Raw genomic sequence first — 20059 nt, forward strand, 5'->3', positions numbered from 1 at the left:
CGATAAAGGTAAGGGAGGACGCGGTAATTCGATAGACTCTGCGCGCTTATCGATTCCTGCATTTATACGGTGTAATTACTCCCTCGAACTAAATCTCAATATTGGGTTTGTTTCCTGGTTCAAACAAAAAAATAGTAGCTTTACAGGATAAAAAAAACAGCACTTACTAAAATCGGATAAGAAGCCTTTCTTTGCAAAGTTCTGATTTTTCGGTTGCTTTTACGTTAACTTATGATTCAGCCATTCGTCGCCCCTTCGCTACTTGCCGCAGATTTTTCCAATCTGCAACGAGATCTGGAACTGATAAATCGTAGCGAAGCCGATTATCTGCACTTCGACGTAATGGATGGCGAGTTTGTTCCCAATATTTCGTTTGGCTTTCCGATTCTTCAGGCTGTTCGCCAGCACTGCCAGAAACCGGTAGATGTTCACCTGATGATTGTGGAGCCAGATCGTTATATCGATGCCTTTGCAGAAGGAGGTGCATCGGTCATTCATGTGCATTATGAGGCCTGCACACATTTACACCGTACGCTTACGCATATTCGTGAGGTAGGCTGTAAGGCTGGTGTAGCTCTAAATCCGCACACGCCGGTTAGCCTGCTGGAAGACGTACTGGAGCAAATCGACGTAGTACTCATTATGTCAGTTAATCCGGGCTTTGGCGGGCAGTCGTTTATTCCTCATACGTATCAGAAAATAAGAAAGCTGAAGCAACTTATACGCGCCAGCCAGACCTCCACGCTAATTGAAGTGGATGGGGGCGTCGGTATGAAAAATGCATCGGCACTTGTGGAGGCCGGAACCGATATACTGGTGGCGGGTAGCTCCGTTTTTGGCGCTGATGACCCGCAGGATGCCATCCGACAGTTAAAAAATAGCCATAGACCTATGGAAGCCTGAATAGAACCTGACAACACCTAACACTTAACCGACTCTGCCGCAGACTGTACTTATGAAGAAATTATATCTGGTCGTTACGTTCAGCCTATTGTGGTTGACGATGGCCTGTCGTGAAAATAAAAAATCAGAAGCGACCTCTTCTTCCGAAGATACAACAACTGCGGTTGCTCCGACGGCTCCGGAATGGGCTCGCAACGCCACCATCTACGAAGTAAATGTTCGTCAGTTTTCGAAGGAAGGTACGCTTAAGGCAGTAGAAGCTCAACTTCCTCGTCTGAAAGAACTAGGCGTAGATATTGTCTGGCTGATGCCTATTTTTCCGGTTAGTCAAACAAATAAAAAAGGTACGCTGGGGAGCCCATATGCCGTTGCTGACTACAAATCGGTGAACCCCGATTATGGAACGCTGGCCGATTTCAAGTCATTGGTTACCCGTGCCCATGCGCTTGGTTTACGGGTTATTCTGGACTGGGTGCCCAACCATACCGGGTGGGATCATACATGGATAAAAGAACACCCAAACTGGTATACCAAGATCAAAGGAAAAATGACGGTTCCGCTTGATCCAAAAACAGGCAAGGCGACAGACTGGACCGATGTCGCCGATTTGGATTATACTAACCCGGACATGCGGATTGGCATGATGGACGCCATGAAATACTGGCTGGTGGAATACGATATTGATGGTTATCGTTGCGACGTAGCCGGATACGTACCGGACGATTTCTGGGCGCAGCTACGGCCTGAACTTGATAAGATTAAGCCCGTATTTATGCTCGCCGAATGGGAAGACGACCCCGACCAGTTTAAGACCTGTTTTAACGCCAACTACGGCTGGGCCATGTTTACCATGATGAAAGCCATTGCCAAGGGCGAACGACCCGCCAGCAGTCTCGATACGTTACGGGCAAGCAATCAACGGCGTTTCCCGAAATGGTACTATCAAATGATTTTTACTCAGAATCATGACGAAAATACCAACAATGGTACGCTCGATGAAACATTTGGTCCGTCGGCTGATGCGTTTATTGTGCTGAGTAGTACGCTGGAGGGAATGCCACTGGTTTATAATGGCATGGAGTCGAATCTGAATAAGCGACTGGCTTTTTTTGAAAAAGACACGATTTCCTGGGGTACCTATTCAAAAAGCGAATTCTTTAAAATGTTGCTGACGCTCAAACATCGGAATAGGGCCTTATGGAATGGGCTCGCTGGTGGGCAGGCTGAAAAAATCGTGACCGATCGGGATGATAAGATTTATGCGTTTACCCGCCAACGGGACAGTGATCGCGTAACCGTGATTCTGAATCTGAGTAACGAGCCTCAAACGTTTAGACTAACCGGTGAGGGTTACGAAGGGGTCTATACAGAAATATTTAGTCGCCAATCAATCGAACTTCACCCAGAAATGTCCCTTACGCTCAAACCCTGGGAGTATAAAGTCTTAACCAATTAAGTTTTTTGTATTTTTCCTCCTACAATCTAAACTAGCATTTTAAAGTTTAATGATTGGCGCTGCATTCGCTTGACTGTAGCGTCTGCTACGGCTATTTTACTTACTTGTTCATGTTTATGAGTGCTCGGAGTATCTTATCTGGCTTTCTGGGAATAATGGTCGGGACGACCTGTTTGGCTCAATCAGTTGGATCGCGCTCCGCCGAACCTCAAAAAGGGGCTGCCAGGCAGGCACAAACTACGGCGCACGTACTGTGGGCCAACCGGGTCGTTGGTGTATCGTCAGAAAAAAAGCTCGATTCGAATGGCGAGCAATACAAAGCGTCGCAGGCATTAGGTAAGCCCAACAAACTTCCTCAGCTAGGTGAGAGTCCGGCGGCCTGGTCGCCCAGAGGCAGTGATGGAAGCGAGGATGAATGGATTCATGTAGGCTTCGAAAAACCAATCACGATACGTCAGATTATAGTTGGCGAAAACGTAAATCCGGGTGCGGTGGTGCAGGTGCTGGTAATTGACCAGAAAGGGAAAGAGCATCAGGTATATAAGATTGAAAAATCGTCACCGCGCCAGGAGCCTCTCCTAAAGATTCTGGTGGCTGATTCGGCGTTGATCGCCGATCAGGTAAAGGTTGTGATCAATGGATCAGTGATACCCGGACCGAATCAGATCGATGCTATCGGCATTTCTGATGAAACAAAGTCCGTGACGGCCGGCATCAACGTATCGAAGGATACGCCTAAGGAAATAGTAAAAGAGAACCTCGGCAAAACAGTCAATTCGACTGGGCAGGAGGTGGCACCTGTTATCTCGCCCGATGGACGAACGCTCTATTTTACCCGTAATTTTAATAAGGCAAATATTGGTAGCGCTGATCATCAGGATGTTTGGTATTCAACCTACGAATCGGGGTCGTCGGGTAATCCGGCAGGCTGGAGCGAAGCTGTTAATGTTGGGCCACCTATTAACAATGGGGGCGATAACGCCATCAGTGGACTTTCTCCTGACGGACGAACGGCTTACCTGATCAATATTTATCGTCCCGACGGCGGATTGACATTCGGTATATCGAAATCAACCAAAACCCGTCAGGGGTGGTCGCAGCCCGTTGAGTGTAAGATTGCGGACAATTACAATCTTCATGAAAAACACCAGCTGGAGTTTTGTGTATCGCCCGACGGCAAGTCGATTATTCTGGCGGTTCAGCGCAAAGATACCCAGGGCAATCGCGATTTATACGTAGCCCATCAACTGCCTGATAAAACCTGGGCTGCTCCCGTTTCGTTAGGGCCTGTCGTCAATACGTCCGACTTCGAAAGTTCTCCGTTTTTGGCCGCTGATGGCCGAACTCTTTATTTTACGTCAGGCGGTCATCCCGGCTACGGTAACGGCGATATTTTCGTAACACGCCGACTTGATGATTCCTGGACGAACTGGAGCGAGCCCGAAAATCTGGGGCCTGCCATCAATACGCCCGAATGGGACGGTTATTTTACGATCCCGGCCTCCGGCGATTATGCCTATTTGAGTTCAAGGGCAGGTTCGATGGGGGAAGATGATATATTTCGCCTGAAATTGTATCCGGCCATCAAACCAGATCCTGTGGCTATTATATCCGGGCAGGTGCTGGATTCGAAGAGCAAAAAACCCGTAGCGTCTGAAGTCATTTCTAATCTGGCCGATGATAACAAAGAGACCGCTAAAGTAGACTATGACCCCGAAACGGGCGAGTATAAACTGATTCTGCCTACTCAGAAAGTATACACACTGAAAGCCATCAAAGACGGTTATTTCCCGGCAACCGAAACAATCGATTTAAGCAAAGACAAACGTTTTCGCGACATCAAGCGTAATTTATTGATGGTTAAGATTGAAGCCGGACAAAAAATTACCATGCGTGACGTACTGTTTGAGCAAAGCCAGTTTACCCTGTTGCCCGGCGCTAATGCTGAGTTAGACCGTATCGTTGCTATGCTAACCCAATACCCCGAGATGGAGATTATGATCGAAGGCCATACCGACAATCAGGGCGACTGGGAACCGAATATGAAACTATCGGCCGATCGGGTTCAGGCGGTAAAAGAGTATTTAATCGGGAAGGGCATTACCGAAAATCGTATCCAGACAAAAGCCTGGGGACCGAGTAAACCCATTGCCAGTAATGAAACCGAAGATAAACGCAAACTAAACCGCCGGGTAGAATTCACGATTCTGAAGCTATAAGAACTCGAATTTTGCGCTAGTTTTGCCGCAATGTATACCCCTTCCTCGCGCAAAACTTTGTTTTTATTGAGTGCTTTGCTTATTATGGCACTGGCACTACGTCTGTACCGTGTTGGTACGTACAGCATTTACTTCGATGAAAAGTCGACTCTGCTTATTAGTCAGAGTGTGGTTCTGGAAGGCTATAATCAGAAAGACGTTTTTAGTAAAACGTACTTTACACCAGCCGAATTCTGGAAACCCAAGACATTTAATGACTTTATTGAGGCCAACATTCGGGGCGATATTGGCAATAGTCCTGCTTACTACGGCGTATTATGGGTGTGGTTGAAAATCTTCGGCCTTAGCGATGCGTCGTTACGTATGCCTTCGGTTATTTTCAGTACGTTAATTGTTGCGCTACTGTTCGTCTTTGTCCGACGGCACTTTAAGTCGGATGCTTTAGCCCTAACGAGTGCCGCCATTGCTACCATTGAGCCGTTTTTTGTGGCCTATAGCCATATTGCCCGGAACTACTCCATGACATTCTTCCTGACCTTATTAGGTACGCACCTGTTCCTGCTCATTATGGAAAGGGTCCGTAACGCATCAAGGAACAGTAAGCAAGAGTCGCTGGCTGGATTGTATCTGGCCTATGGCTTTGTGTTTGTCACATCGGTATTGTCGCATTACCTGACAGTAACGGTGTTTTTGTGTCATGGGTTGTATGCGCTGCTCTATCTACGGAATAGCAGAAGCTGGGTGGCTTTAGGCCTTACAGGCATTGTTGGTCTGGGGCTGGTGTCGCTTTGGTTTATTTTCGGAGGGGGCAAATACACATTCTTTACGTTAGATTATCAGGCTAAATTTTACCGGAATATAGCGCTGACTAATCCGTATAAATCAGGTTTCGGCACCATTCTGCCAGCTACCATTCCAAATATTACCGTACGGGCCATCCCGATTTTTACCGACCTGTTCATGCTGACCAACGGCGTCATTGCTGCTCTGGTTAGCCTACGTAACGTACTGATTGCGGTAGGCGTAGGGGCCGCCGTTACGTTCGTTATTCATCAATACATTGACGTAAGGAAACCGCCCGTCTGGGTCTATGCCGCTGTAGCGGTTTTATTGCTCCTAGGTTTACCATTCTACGTATTCGATCCCGTACGAGCCCTGATTTTGTCGGTAGTGCTTCCATTCGTGTACCTAATCGGACGGTATATTGTCGAGAATGTTGGTCGAGAGCAGAAGCCACAGGTCGTCATGCTGTTTTTACTGGCATTCGTGCCAACCTTTTTCTTGTTATTTATGGCCTGGCGTTCGGGCCACACATTTGGCATTACACAGCGCTATTCTGGTTTTTCTTTTCCGTATGTCTGTATTTTTGTGGCTATGGGCATCCAGAAACTGGCTTCGTTACGTTGGTGGTTCAGTGTGCCTATTGCCGTTGTGCTGCTCATCCAGGCGGGCAACGTAATCCAGTTAATAGCGGATCTCTACGCCGATCAGGCACCGAAATATACCTTTTTTTCTACGCCACGGATTGCCAACCCCTATTGGTCATCGGCTCAAAAACTAAAGGAACTTTATATGCCGGGCGATACAATCTTATATCCCAATAAAGAACGACCGATTTATTCAGAAAAGATTGATAAATCGTTTACGGATCTTTCTCTGTTAGATGCTCAGCTTGTCAATGTTTATTTGCCTAAAGAGGCTACTTACATCCAGCGCATCGATCCGGTCGAACGAAATCGCATCGTATTAGTTAAGGGGAAGACAGGCGAAAAAATTACTATTTTTGATTTTAAAGGCAAAACCTATCGCTACGGCGAATAGGACGTTGACCGTATCAACCAACTACTACTTTGACAACAGAAACTATTGATCTGCCAACACTCCAGGGACAGCTTCGGCTAAAAATTTTGGGGTTATATCATCAGGCTCACGCTGGACACATCGGCTGCTCATTAAGCTGTGTTGATCTGATGGTCGGAACGCTGATTATGCGGAAACGCGAACAGGATACTTTTCTGCTTTCGAAAGGTCATGCCGCAGCAGCTTTATATGCCTGCCTTAATCATACAGGCGAAATCTCGGATGAGGTTCTGGAAAGCTATTATAAAAACGGTACTACGTTGCCCGCTCACCCAGCTCCTAATCAGCACAAAGGAATTCCGTTTGCAACCGGCTCACTTGGGCATGGTTTTCCCATCGGAGCAGGCATTGCCCAGGCCAGTAAATTGCTCGGCGACGATTCGCGCGTGTACGTATTGATGTCAGACGGCGAAACCAACGAAGGAACAACCTGGGAAGCGGCTCATTTCGCGGTTCAGCGTGGATTGAGTAATCTGATTGTGCTGATCGATAAAAACGGTTTGCAGGGATTCGATCAAACGGCTAATGTACTGGGCGATACGGCTGATGTTCAGACTTGGAAAGCGATTGGGTTCGATACGTACGTAGTAGATGGTCATAACGTTCAGGATATTCTGGAGACAATTGACCAACTGAACGAAACCGACAACGGAAAGCCCAAAGTGGTGATTGCTAAAACAGTGAAAGGGAAAGGCGTATCGTACATGGAAAATCGGCTGGAATGGCATTATTTACCCATGACACCGGCTCAGTATGAGCAGGCGACTGTTGATGTAAACGAACGTTACTTATCAGCGCAAGTGGTATAAATTCATTAACCATTCAATAGCCGTTGGCTATAAAACTAGCAGCCAATACGTAGATCTATGCCTTTTGCCGTAATATTGCGGCCTGAATGAATCAGTCTGCCCCCATTTTGCTACCAGAAAAAATCGCCCGACTTCAGGGGCCAATTATTATTTTCGGAGCCAGCGGCTTCATTGGTGCGAATCTGTTTGAACAATTGTTTCGCGTTCGTACGGATGTTTTCGCGCTGACTCATGATGCCACCAAAGCATGGCGGCTTAAACTGCTGGATGTGCCGGCTGAGAACATCGTTCACTGCGATATTCTCTCGAATACCTCCGTTCAGGATGTTTTTGGGAAAATAAAACCCAAAATAATCTTTAACCTGGCTGCCTACGGTGCTTACAGCAAACAGAAAAACGTTGGACTCACGTACGAAACCAACGTACTGGGCACGGTTAATATTCTGGAAAACTGCTCGACTGATACGGTCTATATTCATGCCGGTAGCAGCTCTGAATACGGTTTTAATTGTACGGCTCCTAAAGAAACAGATCCTGTTGAACCCAACAGTCATTATGCTGTTTCGAAAGTATCGGCTGCTTATACACTAGACTATTACGCTAAAGTAAATGGCATAAATACGCTTAATCTGCGGCTCTACTCTATTTACGGCGGTTGGGAAGAACCCGATCGGTTGATTCCCCGATTAATTGAGGAAGCCCGGAAAGATAACTTACCACCGCTGGTCTCGCCTGATATTAGTCGCGACTTTGTTTATGTTGACGATTGCGTAGACGCTTTTGTTCAGGCAGCTTTACGAGTCAATAAAGACATTCGTGGGCGATCCTACAATATTGCGACGGGGCAGAAAACAACCATGCGGGAACTGGTCGACGTAACGCGCCAAACATTTGGTATTGTTCAGGAACCCGTTTGGGGAAGCATGAATAACCGGAACTGGGACCTGGCTGATTGGTATGGTGATCCCAGGGCTGCGGAGGCTGATCTGGGCTGGAAAGCGTCGACAACGCTTAGCGATGGACTACGTCGGACGGCTAACTGGCAAATTTCTCATGAGTATGAGAATCGAGTGATTCCGGCGTTTAATACACCAACGCTGAATCCGGTTATTTCACCGATTATAGCCTGTTATAAAGACGCTCAGGCCATTCCCTGTATGTATGAGCGTTTGGTGAAGACTTTCAATGACATGAAGGTTCGGTACGAAATCATTTTCGTGAACGACAATTCACCCGACAATTCCGACGAGGTACTGGCTGAGATTTGTGCGAAAGATCCGAACGTAATCGCTATCAAACACTCCCGTAATTTTGGCTCTCAGTCGGCTTTTCTAAGTGGCATGGAGATTGCCACGGGCGATTCGGTGGTTTTGATGGACGGCGATTTGCAGGATCCACCCGAAGTGATACCGAAGTTTTACGAGAAATGGCAGGAGGGCTACGACGTCGTGTATGGCGTTCGGGTTCAGCGCGAAATGGCTCCTCAGGTTCATTTCTTCTACAAACAGTTTTATCGGCTGTTCCGGAAAACGGCCTATATCAATATCCCTGTCGATGCCGGAGATTTTTCGATGATCGACAGAAAGGTTGTTCGTGAGTTGGTCAATCTGCCCGAAACCGAACAATTCCTGCGCGGATTACGGGCCTGGGTTGGTTTCAAGCAAACCGGTGTTGACTACGTACGGCCCGAGCGGATGTTTGGGGTATCGACTAACAACTGGACAAAGAATATCTGGTGGGCGAAGAAAGCCATTTTCTCCTTCAGTTTTGCGCCATTAGAGTTAATGACCTACGCCGGGTTCGTGCTTACGGGCTTATCCGTGCTAGGTATTCTGTGGCAAATACTGGCTAAATTCGTATTCTTCCCCGATACGCCCGCTGGTTTGTCGACCGTAATCATTCTGGTCATGTTTTTTGGCGGCATCAACCTACTGGGAATTTCGTTTCTGGGTGAATACATCAGCAAAATTTTCGAGGAAACGAAAAAGCGACCGAAGTTTATCCGTACGATGGTACGTAAAGGGCAACGGGTTTATAAAACAGCGGCTGAAATCAGCACGTTGGTTGAGCAGCGGAAAAGTAAATGAGGTTGTAGCTTGCGGTTGACGTAGTGCTACACACCACAACATAGTAACCATGAGAAACGAATTTTCAGCGGCTGTTGAACGGATAGCGCGCGAAGACGATAAAGTGGTCTTTATTACCGGCGACTTAGGGTATAATGCCCTTGAGAACGTCGTAGAAGCCTTGGGTCCTCGTTTTATCAATGCGGGTGTTGCCGAACAGAACATGGTCGGCGTGGCTGCGGGCATGGCTTACAGAGGCTACAAAGTATTCTGCTATAGTATTGCCCCATTCGCCGTATACCGGTGTCTGGAGCAATTCCGGAATGATGTGTGTTTGCACAAAATGCCTGTATTCCTGGTCGGGAACGGTGGGGGATACGGGTACGGGATTATGGGCAGTACTCACCATGCTATTGAAGACCTGGCCTGTTTGAGTAGCCTTCAAAACGTAAATACGTATATTCCTGCCTTTTCGGATGAAGTAGCGCCCATGCTCGACCAGATCATAGCCGAGAGCGGTCCGGCTTATCTTCGTCTGGGTGCTGGACCTAAAACACCTGACGGAGCCGAAAAGCTTGGGACGTTTAAACACATTGTACGTAGCAAGTCGCCGGTGGGGACGGTGGTTGCGCTTGGGCCGGTAGCGGCTAACGTATTAACTGCGTTGCAGGATGAACTACTGACGGGGCAGTTTGATGTGTATACTGCCACTAACCTTCCGCTCGAATTGCCTGCTAGCCTGGCGCACCGGTGGGCGGGTAAACCATTACTGGTTGTTGAGGAACACGTATCGATTGGTGGGTTGGCGCAACAATTGTCTGTGAAACTGCTGGCCGATGGAGCGGCTCCCAGCCATTTTGTAAGTCTGTCTGCTCAAGGCTATCCGAATGGCTTATATGGCGATCAGAAGTACCACCAACAGCTTTCGGGACTTGATCCGGCCAATATTTCTCGCCAGCTAGCGTCCTTTTTGATTGGCTAGCTGCTGAGTGATCCATCGTGAATCCCTATCTGTAGACCTTAATAAATCAACCGCATTTGCCAACCCTGCAACATACGGCTCCACCCCGGTTAGAATCGACCCAGTCGCGGTCGGTTGATCGGCTATTGGGCGGAATTGCTGTAGCTGTTCCGGTAGTTTTGTTTTGGATTATCTGGAGCTACTACGCCGTAAATGTGCCCAAGTGGGACGACCATGCATTGCGGGGCTTTCTGTATGATTTAGATGAGGAAACAACCTTTTTCGGGAAGATTTACCAGTTCTTTCGTCAGCATAACGAACACCGTATCGTAGTTGACCGCCTTGTTGCTTTTATTGATTACAACGTAACAGGCAAGCTTAATTTTCGCCATTTGATGGCTGTCGGTAATCTTAGCCTGATCGGTATTGTCTTATTACTGATGGATCTCTTTCGTCGTGAAGGACGGTCGGCCTGGTATGTTGTTCCGGTACCGTTTCTACTGTTGAATCTGGCTAACTGGGAGAATATGTATTGGGGCATGGCTGCTCTGCAGAACTTCTGGATCGTATTCTGGAGTATGCTGACCTGCTATTTACTGGCCTACACGCAACACTGGAGGTGGGCTATTGCCGTTGCTACGTTGGCAACGCTTACCAGCGGCAATGGACTGTTGATCTGGCCGATCGGTATTATTCTTCTCGCGCTACGTAGCGTCGATAGTCAGATTGGTGGTAAACACAGGTTCTTACCTTTGGTTGCATGGGTTGTTAGTGCCGGAATCGTCATCGGTTTGTATTTCGCTGGCTATAAAAAACCCGCCGGTAATCCGCCTGATAAAAGTTCTGTTTTTGAGGTAGTAAAGGGGGGCGTAGCATTCCTGGGTGCTTCAGTTGAGGCTTTACCTGTACGGTCGGCCCTTCAATCCAGCGTTCTTTTTGGAGGTGCTTTGGTGCTTGTAGCCATCTTGCTTATTGGATTCGGATTGCTACGTTACGGCCAGGTAATAGGGCATACAATCCTTCAATTTACAAAATCATCTGCTTCTGGTAAGAGTAAGGCCATTCCGCCGATTACCCTGTTTTTCTGGGGAGTCATGGCATTTATATTCGGGACAACAGCGGTCGTGGCCTGGGGACGTACGGGGTTTGGGCTGGATCTAATCATCACGAGTCGGTACAAGATTTATTCGCTTCTACTGCTCGTTATGCTGTATGTTTATGTCGTTCTTATTGCCGGGCGGGCGTTAGGAAAATGGATAATGGTAGGAGGGATTGCCGGTAGTGTTCTTTTTTACTGGTCTTCGTATTTTTCGTTTCTGGATGAAGCCATCTGGTTTCGGCACTGGCAGCTGACCAACCAGTTTAACTGGACGTATACGATGAGCAAACCCATATCGACTCTCAAGCCAGAGGCCTATACCGAACCTGCACCTGCCTTTTACGACGTAGCATTGCCGGTAATTTATGGCCCTGCCGAGCAGAAAACGATTCCATTAACAGTGATAAAGCAACCGACCGGCTATCTGATAGAAACTGATAAGTCAACACCCGCTGATTTGTTGAAGCCGCAAACGGTTGAGCAGGATGCTGGCTCTTATTTGCTGGCGCGGTCGGCCAAACGTTCATATTTGTTTCCGGTAAGGCCTAACAAGCGTTCGCTAATTCAGGCTCGACTCTGGCCTTTTAACCAATTTACGGACGGCTTCAAGACCGAGATCATGCCTGGAACACTGGAACCCGGCACGTATCAGCTTTTTGTGCTACGTGTTACGTCACAGAATCAATGTAAAATATATCCGACTAATCAGCTCGTTACGTCTTCGGAGCTACCAAAGGATGTTGAAAAGAACTGGTAATTGAGTAACAAATACATGCAGACAAACGCACCTACAACGACCATGACTCGGCCAGCGTTAAACCACCTCCAGCAACTCGATGGTGTACGGTTTATTGCGGTTGCTTTGGTGCTTTTCGACCACTGGATGGCGGGCCAGATCGAGTTACCATTAGGCGCTTTGGGGGTAACCATATTTTTTGTGCTTAGTGGTTTTCTGATAACCCGAATCCTGCTGTCGAGTAAGGATAAGCTTAAGGACAACCCGAATGGTGGACTAAAGAAATACCTCAAGATTTTCTACATCCGGCGGACTATACGAATTTTCCCGGTCTACTACTTGCTTCTGTTCGTCTTATATGCTGTTAATGAACCACCGGTAAGGAAGACCTTTGGCTGGCTGTTTTTTTATGCTACTAACCTTTATATGGCCTATTACCATGTGTGGATGGGAACAGTTGACCATTTGTGGTCATTAGCAGTAGAGGAGCAGTTTTATTTATTTTTCCCGTTGCTGCTGTTTGTCGTGCCACGTCGCTGGGTACCGCTTACGGCTACGTTAATGATTGTGGGCGCGGTTGCGATGCGTTACTTTCTCTTTCGGGCAAGAATGCCCTGGTTTATCGGCTACGTAACCATGCCTGCCTGTCTCGATTCATTTGGCCTCGGAACCATCATGGCTTTCTGGTGGCTGTATCAGCGGGATCGCTTTGTACAGGTTTTTCAGAATTCTATCTGGATTTTGGTGAGTATTCTTCTGTTTGTGACGGTGGTATACATGACTAAAATTTTACCGGCCATTCCAGACCCTCGGGGATGGCTGGGACATCATAATGTGATGTCTGATGTTTGGGAGCGTTTTGCCGGTTCACTTATTGGCTTTTTCCTGATTGGTCGGGCTGTTCTCGGATTCAGTGGGCCTATGAAATGGGTGCTGGAGAATCCGGTTAGTCAGTACCTGGGTAAAATCAGTTATGGATTATATCTGTACCACAACTTTGTGTACAACGTATATCATACTCCTCCAACGCACTTTACGATGCGAGCCTGGCGTCGAATTACAGATATTGTTCCATTCCTGAACAGCTCTTACTTCTTTCAGTTCAGTTACTTTTTGGCACTTACGCTGCTGATTGCTACGTTATCCTGGTACTTAATTGAAAAGCCAATCAATAACCTAAAAGATCGGTTTACCTATTGACCGATCTCGGCCCGGTGTCTGATCAATAGCTGGAAAATAAGATCGCCACTATGTTACGACTAGATTATAAAAAATATGTCAGGTTGTTTGTTGTAGTAAGTTGTTGTGATACAGGCTTTTGTTGCTTTTGTTTGGCGCTGCAATAACTCGTAGTTGAACCGGAAGGAATGAGCGTGAAGAAGCTATAGATTCTGCCCGTAGAGGATGAGTGCGAAAGCCTTCCCGCTCAATAAAGTCCTATTCAGTTTAAGTAAGCACCAACAACTATTTCCTATATTTGCAAAGTTTTATACTTGTACCCTATTGGCGTCGTGGCTGAACTGATTGCTCGGCGTTTAGGTGAATCGGCAAACGGCTCACCGATTAAAGACTCCATAAATACGCTGCATGAGCATTCTGCTGTCAATTGTAATGCCCGCTTACAACGAAGAGGAAGTTATTGAAGTCGTTGTTAAGCAATGGACTGATTTATTAACCCGTCAGTTCCCTACCGAAAACACCCGGCTTATCGTGGTAAACGATGGGTCGCGGGATAATACGGGAGCCATTCTGGATCAGATCAAGAGTAAATACCCTAAGCTGATGGTGGTTCACCAACCCAACGGTGGTCATGGCAATGCCGTTGTGAACGGATATTGGCAATCTGTCGCGTTAGATTCGGAGTACGTATTCCAGACCGATAGCGATGATCAGTTCGTTACCGACGATTTTGCAAAATTGTGGGCTAAACGGGACGCGTCGCCTTTTATTCTGGGGTACCGCGAAGAACGGTTCGATGCGCCTGCTCGTTTGATCATTACCCGAATTTTGCGGCTTAGCATTGCCTTTATCTACGGAACGTATATTATGGATAGCAATATTCCGTTCCGGCTTATTCGGGGAAGCTTCCTGAAGAAACTATTGAATCAATTACCGAAGCCAACTCCGTTTGCGCCTAATATTTTCCTGGCGGTGATGGCTAAAAAAGCGGGCTTCAATACGTTTGATATTCCAATTACGCATAAAGAAAGGCAGACTGGGACGGTTTCTATTCTGAAATGGAAACTGTTAAAAGTGTGTATTCAGAGTTTTAAAGAACTGGCACAGTTCCGGCTTGACTTAGGAGGCAAAGTAAAAGAACTGAAGAAACCGGAGCCCGTTACTGCTTAATCGAGTTGGTAGGTTATAGTTTACTGCTTTTCGTCGTATCGAATAGGCTGTACTCTATGAACCCAAAACTATATACTCAATTCATGAACTATAAGTATGTTATTATTGGCTCAGGACCAACGGGACTGGGTGCTGCATATCGACTGAAAGAGCTGGGCATTACGGATTTTATCGTTCTGGAAAAAGAAAACCGTATTGGTGGCTTATCAAAAAGTTTTGTTGACGAGAAAGGATTTACGTGGGATGTAGGCGGCCATGTGCAGTTCTCACACTACAAGTATTTCGATGATCTGATGGCTAAAGCGCTGGGAGAAGATGGCTGGTTGAGCCACCAGCGCGAGTCGTGGGTCTGGATTGAGAATCGATTTGTTCCATACCCTTTCCAGAATAACATCAAATACCTGACGCCCGAAACCATGTGGAAGTGTCTGGAAGGCATTATCCATAATTATAAACATCCTTCTAACCAGAAACCGGCCAACTTCCGCGAATGGATTCTGGCTACGTTCGGGCCTGGGTTAGCCGAAACGTTCATGTTTCCCTACAACTTCAAGGTTTGGGCGTATCCGCCTGAAGATATGAATGCCGTGTGGGTTGGTGAACGGGTGGCGATAACCGATTTGCAGCGCGTTACTAAAAATATTATTTTCAATCAGGACGATTTTTCGTGGGGGCCAAACAGCACCTTTCAGTTTCCTAAACACGGCGGGACCGGTGGTATTTGGGAAGCTGTTGGTAATTTGGTTGGGCGGGAGAACATCAAGCTCAATGCCACGGTCGAAAAAGTTGTTGGACCGGAGAAAAAAATCGTGCTGGCCAACGGGGAGGAAATTCATTATGAATACCTGATGAGTACAATGCCACTCGATTTGTTTACACAGCGAGTGGATGGTCTGGATTCAACTATTGTGCAGACTGCTCAGGGCCTGAAACACTCCTCGACAAATGTGGTCGGTATTGGCTTAAAAGGTAAGCCTAAAGAAAGCCTGAAAACGATGTGCTGGATGTATTTTCCTGAATACAACAGTCCTTACTACCGGGTAACCGTGTTCTCAAATTATAGTCCTAACAACGTACCGGATAGTAACGAATACTGGTCGCTGATGACCGAAACGAGCGAATCATCGGCCAAACCAGTTAATCGCGAAACCCTGATCGACGATACCATTCGGGCCTTACTGGAAGATCAGCTGATCGAGTCTGCTGATGACGTTGTGTCGACGTTTCATATGGCTTTTGATTATGGATACCCGACGCCATCGGTTGAGCGGGATGCTATCCTGAAGGCTGTATTACCTCAATTAGAACCATTCGGCATTTATTCTCGTGGCCGTTTTGGTGCCTGGAAATATGAAGTTAGTAATCAGGATCATTCGCTGATGCAGGGTGTAGAATGGGCCAATCGGGTTGCACTTAATGTGCCTGAGTTGACGCTACCTTTCCCTGAAACAGCGAATGCAATGTGGGGAAAATAAAATATAGTTGTAAAGTTTAGAGGTTGTAGCGCTATAAAGTAGCCTTCTTAGGATTTATAGCACTACAACCTATTCTTTTATAACGCCTTACGTCTATAATGAATCGCAAACTCTGGATTGGCATTGGAACAATAATACTGTTGTTTGGGGGATGGTTTGGGTATCGCCAATTTTTTCCATCGAATCGTACGGTTTGGTCTCTCATGCCTTCCGGGTCTTTGCTGGTGTTGGCTAGCGATCGCTTGCAGGATACTGTTTCGGCGCAGGCTTTACGGACAACTATTGCGCTACAGCAGTTGCCCATCTTTCACGAAGCTCGCCAGCGACTCGATCGATTTATCTATGCGGCTATGGATTCGGCCACGGCGATTCAATTCGTTAAGGGTAAAAATATTCGCTATTCGTTACACACCATCTCAAAAACAACGCTTGATTTTATCTTTTACATACCCAGGGCAGAGGTCGATCAACCTTTTATAGACCGGTTAACTAACCCCGATCCTCGTCAGCATCGTATCCTCCGACATACATTTTCTGGTGAAAAAATTCTGGATCTGGTAAACCGGTCCAATGAATCTGTCGGCTCATTTATACTTACGGATAATTTTCTGGTTGGCAGCGCTTCCGGAATCCTGATTGAGAACGTAGCTAAGCGAATGCATCAGACCTTTCAACTACCCCGGTCTGAACCTAATTTCCGAGTCGATTCCGACCATTGGGCTGGTATATCCATCCGTCCTGAAGTCCTTCAATCGCTCTTCGGCAATGCTACGTCGCTGGTACGGCTGTTTCTGCCCGAAGAACTAAATCTGCAATTTCGTCCATCGGCCTCGCGGTCGCATCTGATCGGTTATGCCGCTGATGCCATCGGAGAACGGCAGGATGTAGCCTCTTTGTTTACAGGCCAGACGCCCCGACGTATCCAGAATTCAGATTTAATACCGCAAACGACAGCCTCGTTATTTCATATCGGTATAAGCGATGCCAACCGTTTTGGCAAGTCGCTGAGTCGATTGCTCAGCTCAGCATCCAGCGATTTTCTTCGTGAACGATTCGAACAAATCGAACCAGCTACTGAAGCTATTTACCAATCGTTAGGAACCGAAATTTTGCTTTGTCGGATGGAGTCACCATCGGGCGCCCGGCAGCATGTGCTGGTGCTGAATGCGAAAAATATAAAGGAACTCTCAAACGCCTATCAGCAGGCTGCTTATCTGGCAGGAGCCAAAGCCCCCGCTACGTTAAAAACGTTTCTGGGACACAAAACGCTGCGGCTTGACGTCCCCGAATTACCGGCTTCTTTATTCAGTAGCTTGTTTACTGGCTTCCAGCGGAGCTGGATCACGCAGCATGGTTCGTCGCTCATTGTGGCGAACGCTGAGGAAGCAATGCAGGAATATTTGCAGCAGATTCAACGTAAAGCTGTTTGGTCTACGGATGAACGGCAGGCCGATTTGCTGAAGAATACGTTACGTCCTGCCAATTTTACGGCCTTTGTTCGGTTAACACGTATCAATGCCGATCAGTCGCAGACAATGCTAACCTCGACCTGGCCGCTGGCATGGCAAAACCTGTTGAATGGCTCGGAAGAGGGATCGGCCTTATCGAATCTGGAAAATATCGCCTATCAGGCCAGTTATGGGAACGAAAAAATCCTGTCTACACTGGTTTTAGGACGTACTACCCGCCGGGCGAGTCAGGCCGTTCTGAACCGATTGTTACTACAGAAGAAAGTAGAGTTTAATGTATCATTGATTGCTGCGCCGGTGGTAACAGGCAGCCTGAGCGACGGTACAGCCCAGTTCTATGCACAGAATAGCGCTGGCCAATTTGTACTGGTTACACCAGAGGGCGATAAGATTGTACAGGATACAACCGATGGGCCAATACGTAGTAATGCGTTAGCCGTTGACTTTCTGGATAATAGCAACCTTCAGTATCTGTTCATGACCGATCGGACGCTCTATATTGCTGATCCAAAGAAAAAATCGGTTCATTTAAACACAATCCGTCTGCCAGCGGGTATTGATCCTACTTTCCTGACACGCCCTCGCGGAAGTTTGCAGCGGAACTGGGTTGCGTTGGTCGCGCATCAGGATGGGCATGTGTATGCCTTAGATCGCCAGCGTAAAGCATTTGTGCGAATCATATCGTCTACCAATAAAAAGCCACTTATTCTGCCTTTTCAGGTTATTGCGTCGCCAACCGGAATGGAAATCATGGCTACGCAGTCCGACGGAACGCTGAATCGCTGGAATGAAAATGGTACGCAGTTGCCGCATTATCCTGTGAAAATCGAACGAACAAAAGAAGAAGAAGTCGAAGTTCGTTTTTCAGGCCCGGCATTGTTACCACCGGGCCAGCAACAGATTCAGACCATTACGGAAGAAGGGCAGTTATTGACCCTGAATCAAAATGGTCTGATTGCCAGTCGTACGCAGCTGTACAGACCTGTACGCAGGGGCGTTTTTCGGCTCTTCCCTGACCAGGCTATGACGAATTGGCTGCTCTTACGGGCAACTGATACGGAGGTGGCCATATTAGATCAGAAAGGGCAGCAGCGATTTGATGTACGGGCTTTACAGTCGGGTAGCAACAACGTTCGTTACCACAGGCTCGGGGCTGGTGTAGAACTGATTAGTGTTAAGTCGGGAGGTTTTACAACGCTGTACGATCTGAGTGGCCGTATTATCGGTAGCCGACCAATTCCAAGCGACTTTCCGGTTTCACTGCAATTTGATGAGCGTACCAATGAGTTATATATCCTGAGCGGATCCAAACAAGCCGTTCAGTTATTTAGTATTCGGCTTCGATAATAGAAGCATTAATCGGCGCTTGGTTGGCAGGCGGTGAGTAACAACAACTATGAGAATTATACGCTATATCGTTCTTGTTTTTGCACTGGTTTTGTGGATAGGAGGCCTTTCTTCTACCGTATCACATTGGTTATATACTGTAGGGGTTATTGTCGATGACTACCGGTACGGCGATTTATATCGGATATCGGCTTTATCTCAGTTTAAAGATGTACAGCCTGTTTGTTCACCCTCAAACCGGGCCAGCGATACGGCATCGGCGCATTTATACATTATAGGCGATAGCTTTTCGGAGGAGCAACGTATTGGGCGTGAGGATTTTCGGGTAAGTTACTACAAACGAGTGAAGTGGGATTTCCCGAAACGCATTCAGCTAGACACAACCAAACGTAACGTATTGATTCTGGAAACGGTGGAGCGCCATTTTCGGGAGCATTTTGCCCAGCCAGTCGATGACTTGATTGTTGAAAAAGATACAACTCTGACGCCAGCCAGCAAACGCTCGTGGTGGCAGTGGCTGAATGAAGATTTTCATCGGAGCGATGTTGAAGAACGACTGGCTTCTACCTTATTCAGCCAGGACTGGGCCTTCTGGTTTAAAGAACTGAAAGCATCTATAACACTGAACTGGTTCGATCGGGCCAGTGCTGGCGTAAGTTTGTCGCGCGATTACCGTAACATTTTTCTTGATTTTGATACGGATACGACCCGGAAAAAGCTTTCCTCGTTTGTTGATTTTCCAGACGTTGAAGCCCGGATGTTAGTAGATAGTATTAATTCAACGGCGGATCGGTATCGGAAACTAGGTTTTGATGAGGTTTATTTGTCTATTATTCCCAATAAGGCCAGTATTCTTGAACCCAATCGGGGTCAGTACAACCACTTGATCGAGCGTATTCAGCATGATCCTCTGCTACGAGTGAAAACTATTGATGTCTATTCATCATTTAAAGCGGCCCGGCAGTCGCCTTATTTAAAAGGAGATACGCACTGGAATTGCATGGGACGGTCGTTGTGGCTCGATGCTGTGCACAAACAGGCTGACTTGTAAAAGTCGCTATTTTTCAATCAAATTAGTAACCTATTTTTGTCCCTTTTGAACAAGTGCCTCCTTTCACTAAGAATAGCTATCAGCTGTGATTTTGCCGATACGTAGTGTTGGCGTTATTTGATATTTTCGGCCTCCGCAACAATACTCCGACAATAGTAGTAACTACTGTTTAAGGTCTTTACTAATCGTTACGGGATCTACGAATGGTGGCCACACTACCTTATCTATGTCGGAGAATTAATTTAGCCTTCGCTGGTTA

The 20059-nt window shown here is 47.0% G+C and carries 13 protein-coding genes; all 13 read left to right on the forward strand.

Features of this window, described 5'->3' with window-relative positions; genetic code table 11:
• Nucleotides 1-231: 231 nt before the first annotated feature.
• The 13 genes from rpe to GK108_RS06990 all read left to right on the forward strand — a co-directional run bounded on the left by rpe (nucleotide 232) and on the right by GK108_RS06990 (nucleotide 19800).
• Entirely contained in the window at nucleotides 232-903 is a 672-nt protein-coding gene (gene rpe, locus GK108_RS06930) for a ribulose-phosphate 3-epimerase (protein ID WP_163944864.1), read from the forward strand.
• 52 nt (nucleotides 904-955) lie between these two features.
• The gene (locus GK108_RS06935; protein WP_163944865.1) at nucleotides 956-2359 is read left to right on the forward strand and encodes an alpha-amylase family glycosyl hydrolase; all 1404 of its coding nucleotides are present in this window, start codon (nucleotides 956-958) and stop codon (nucleotides 2357-2359) included.
• A 116-nt stretch (nucleotides 2360-2475) separates the two neighbouring features.
• Nucleotides 2476-4578, forward strand: a complete 2103-nt coding sequence (locus tag GK108_RS06940) for an OmpA family protein (protein WP_246224736.1) — start codon at nucleotides 2476-2478, stop codon at nucleotides 4576-4578.
• Between the two features lie 30 nt (nucleotides 4579-4608).
• Nucleotides 4609-6399, forward strand: a complete 1791-nt coding sequence (locus GK108_RS06945; RefSeq protein WP_163944867.1) for a glycosyltransferase family 39 protein — start codon at nucleotides 4609-4611, stop codon at nucleotides 6397-6399.
• 29 nt (nucleotides 6400-6428) lie between these two features.
• Entirely contained in the window at nucleotides 6429-7247 is an 819-nt protein-coding gene (locus tag GK108_RS06950) for a transketolase (RefSeq protein WP_163944869.1), read from the forward strand.
• A gap of 86 nt (nucleotides 7248-7333) precedes the next feature.
• Nucleotides 7334-9334 (forward strand): NAD-dependent epimerase/dehydratase family protein, encoded by a 2001-nt coding sequence (locus GK108_RS06955; RefSeq protein WP_163944871.1) that lies wholly within the window; start codon nucleotides 7334-7336, stop codon nucleotides 9332-9334.
• 49 nt (nucleotides 9335-9383) lie between these two features.
• The gene (locus GK108_RS06960; protein ID WP_163944873.1) at nucleotides 9384-10295 is read left to right on the forward strand and encodes a transketolase family protein; all 912 of its coding nucleotides are present in this window, start codon (nucleotides 9384-9386) and stop codon (nucleotides 10293-10295) included.
• Nucleotides 10296-10351: 56 nt separating this feature from the next.
• Complete coding sequence (locus GK108_RS06965; RefSeq protein WP_163944875.1) at nucleotides 10352-12130, forward strand: hypothetical protein; 1779 nt, start codon at nucleotides 10352-10354, stop codon at nucleotides 12128-12130.
• A 42-nt stretch (nucleotides 12131-12172) separates the two neighbouring features.
• Nucleotides 12173-13309 carry an acyltransferase family protein gene (locus GK108_RS06970; RefSeq protein WP_246224737.1) on the forward strand — a complete coding sequence of 379 codons (1137 nt, stop codon included), beginning with the start codon at nucleotides 12173-12175 and terminating at the stop codon, nucleotides 13307-13309.
• Nucleotides 13310-13696: 387 nt separating this feature from the next.
• The gene (locus GK108_RS06975) at nucleotides 13697-14458 is read left to right on the forward strand and encodes a glycosyltransferase family 2 protein (protein ID WP_163944879.1); all 762 of its coding nucleotides are present in this window, start codon (nucleotides 13697-13699) and stop codon (nucleotides 14456-14458) included.
• An 83-nt stretch (nucleotides 14459-14541) separates the two neighbouring features.
• Nucleotides 14542-15933, forward strand: coding sequence for a protoporphyrinogen/coproporphyrinogen oxidase (locus tag GK108_RS06980; RefSeq protein ID WP_163944882.1), 1392 nt, complete (start codon nucleotides 14542-14544; stop codon nucleotides 15931-15933).
• Between the two features lie 98 nt (nucleotides 15934-16031).
• Complete coding sequence (locus GK108_RS06985) at nucleotides 16032-18749, forward strand: hypothetical protein (protein ID WP_163944885.1); 2718 nt, start codon at nucleotides 16032-16034, stop codon at nucleotides 18747-18749.
• 49 nt (nucleotides 18750-18798) lie between these two features.
• Complete coding sequence (locus GK108_RS06990) at nucleotides 18799-19800, forward strand: hypothetical protein (protein WP_163944888.1); 1002 nt, start codon at nucleotides 18799-18801, stop codon at nucleotides 19798-19800.
• Nucleotides 19801-20059: the final 259 nt, after the last annotated feature.

The organism is Spirosoma terrae, assembly GCF_010435915.1.
In the GTDB taxonomy this organism is placed as follows: domain Bacteria; phylum Bacteroidota; class Bacteroidia; order Cytophagales; family Spirosomataceae; genus Spirosoma; species Spirosoma terrae.